Genomic DNA, 789 nt, shown 5'->3' on the forward strand with positions numbered 1-789 from the left:
TTTGAATCCGCAGCTTCGGTGCATAGTTTAGCCCCGTTACATCTTCCGCGCAGACCGACTCGACCAGTGAGCTATTACGCTTTCTTTAAAGGATGGCTGCTTCTAAGCCAACCTCCTGGCTGTCTGGGCCTTTCCACATCGTTTCCCACTTAACTATGACTTTGGGACCTTAGCTGGCGGTCTGGGTTGTTTCCCTCTTCACGACGGACGTTAGCACCCGCCGTGTGTCTCCCGGATAGTACTTTACGGTATTCGGAGTTTGCAAAGGGTTGGTAAGTCGGGATGACCCCCTAGCCTTAACAGTGCTCTACCCCCGTAAGTATTCGTCCGAGGCTCTACCTAAATAGATTTCGGGGAGAACCAGCTATCTCCCGGTTTGATTAGCCTTTCACTCCTAGCCACAGGTCATCCCCTAACTTTTCAACGTTAGTGGGTTCGGTCCTCCAGTTGATGTTACTCAACCTTCAACCTGCCCATGGCTAGATCACCGGGTTTCGGGTCTATACCTTGCAACTAAACGCGCAGTTAACGCTCGCTTTCACTACGGCTACCCTAATCGGTTAACCTCGCTACAAAATATAAGTCGCTGACCCATTATACAAAAGGTACGCAGTCACCCTCGAAGGGCTCCTACTGCTTGTACGTACACGGTTTCAGGTTCTATTTCACTCCCCTCACAGGGGTTCTTTTCGCCTTTCCCTCACGGTACTGGTTCACTATCGGTCAGTTGGGAGTATTTAGCCTTAGATGATGGTCCACCTATATTCAGTCAAAGTTTCACGTGCTCCG

At 50.3% G+C, this 789-nt stretch carries 1 rRNA gene; it reads right to left on the reverse strand.

Annotation, left to right across the window (positions count from 1 at the left end):
* Positions 1–789 (reverse strand): 23S ribosomal RNA (locus tag AOG27_RS20885); the annotation flags it as partial.

Origin of the sequence: Pseudoalteromonas lipolytica (genome assembly GCF_001306915.1) — a bacterium.
GTDB lineage: Bacteria > Pseudomonadota > Gammaproteobacteria > Enterobacterales > Alteromonadaceae > Pseudoalteromonas > Pseudoalteromonas simplex.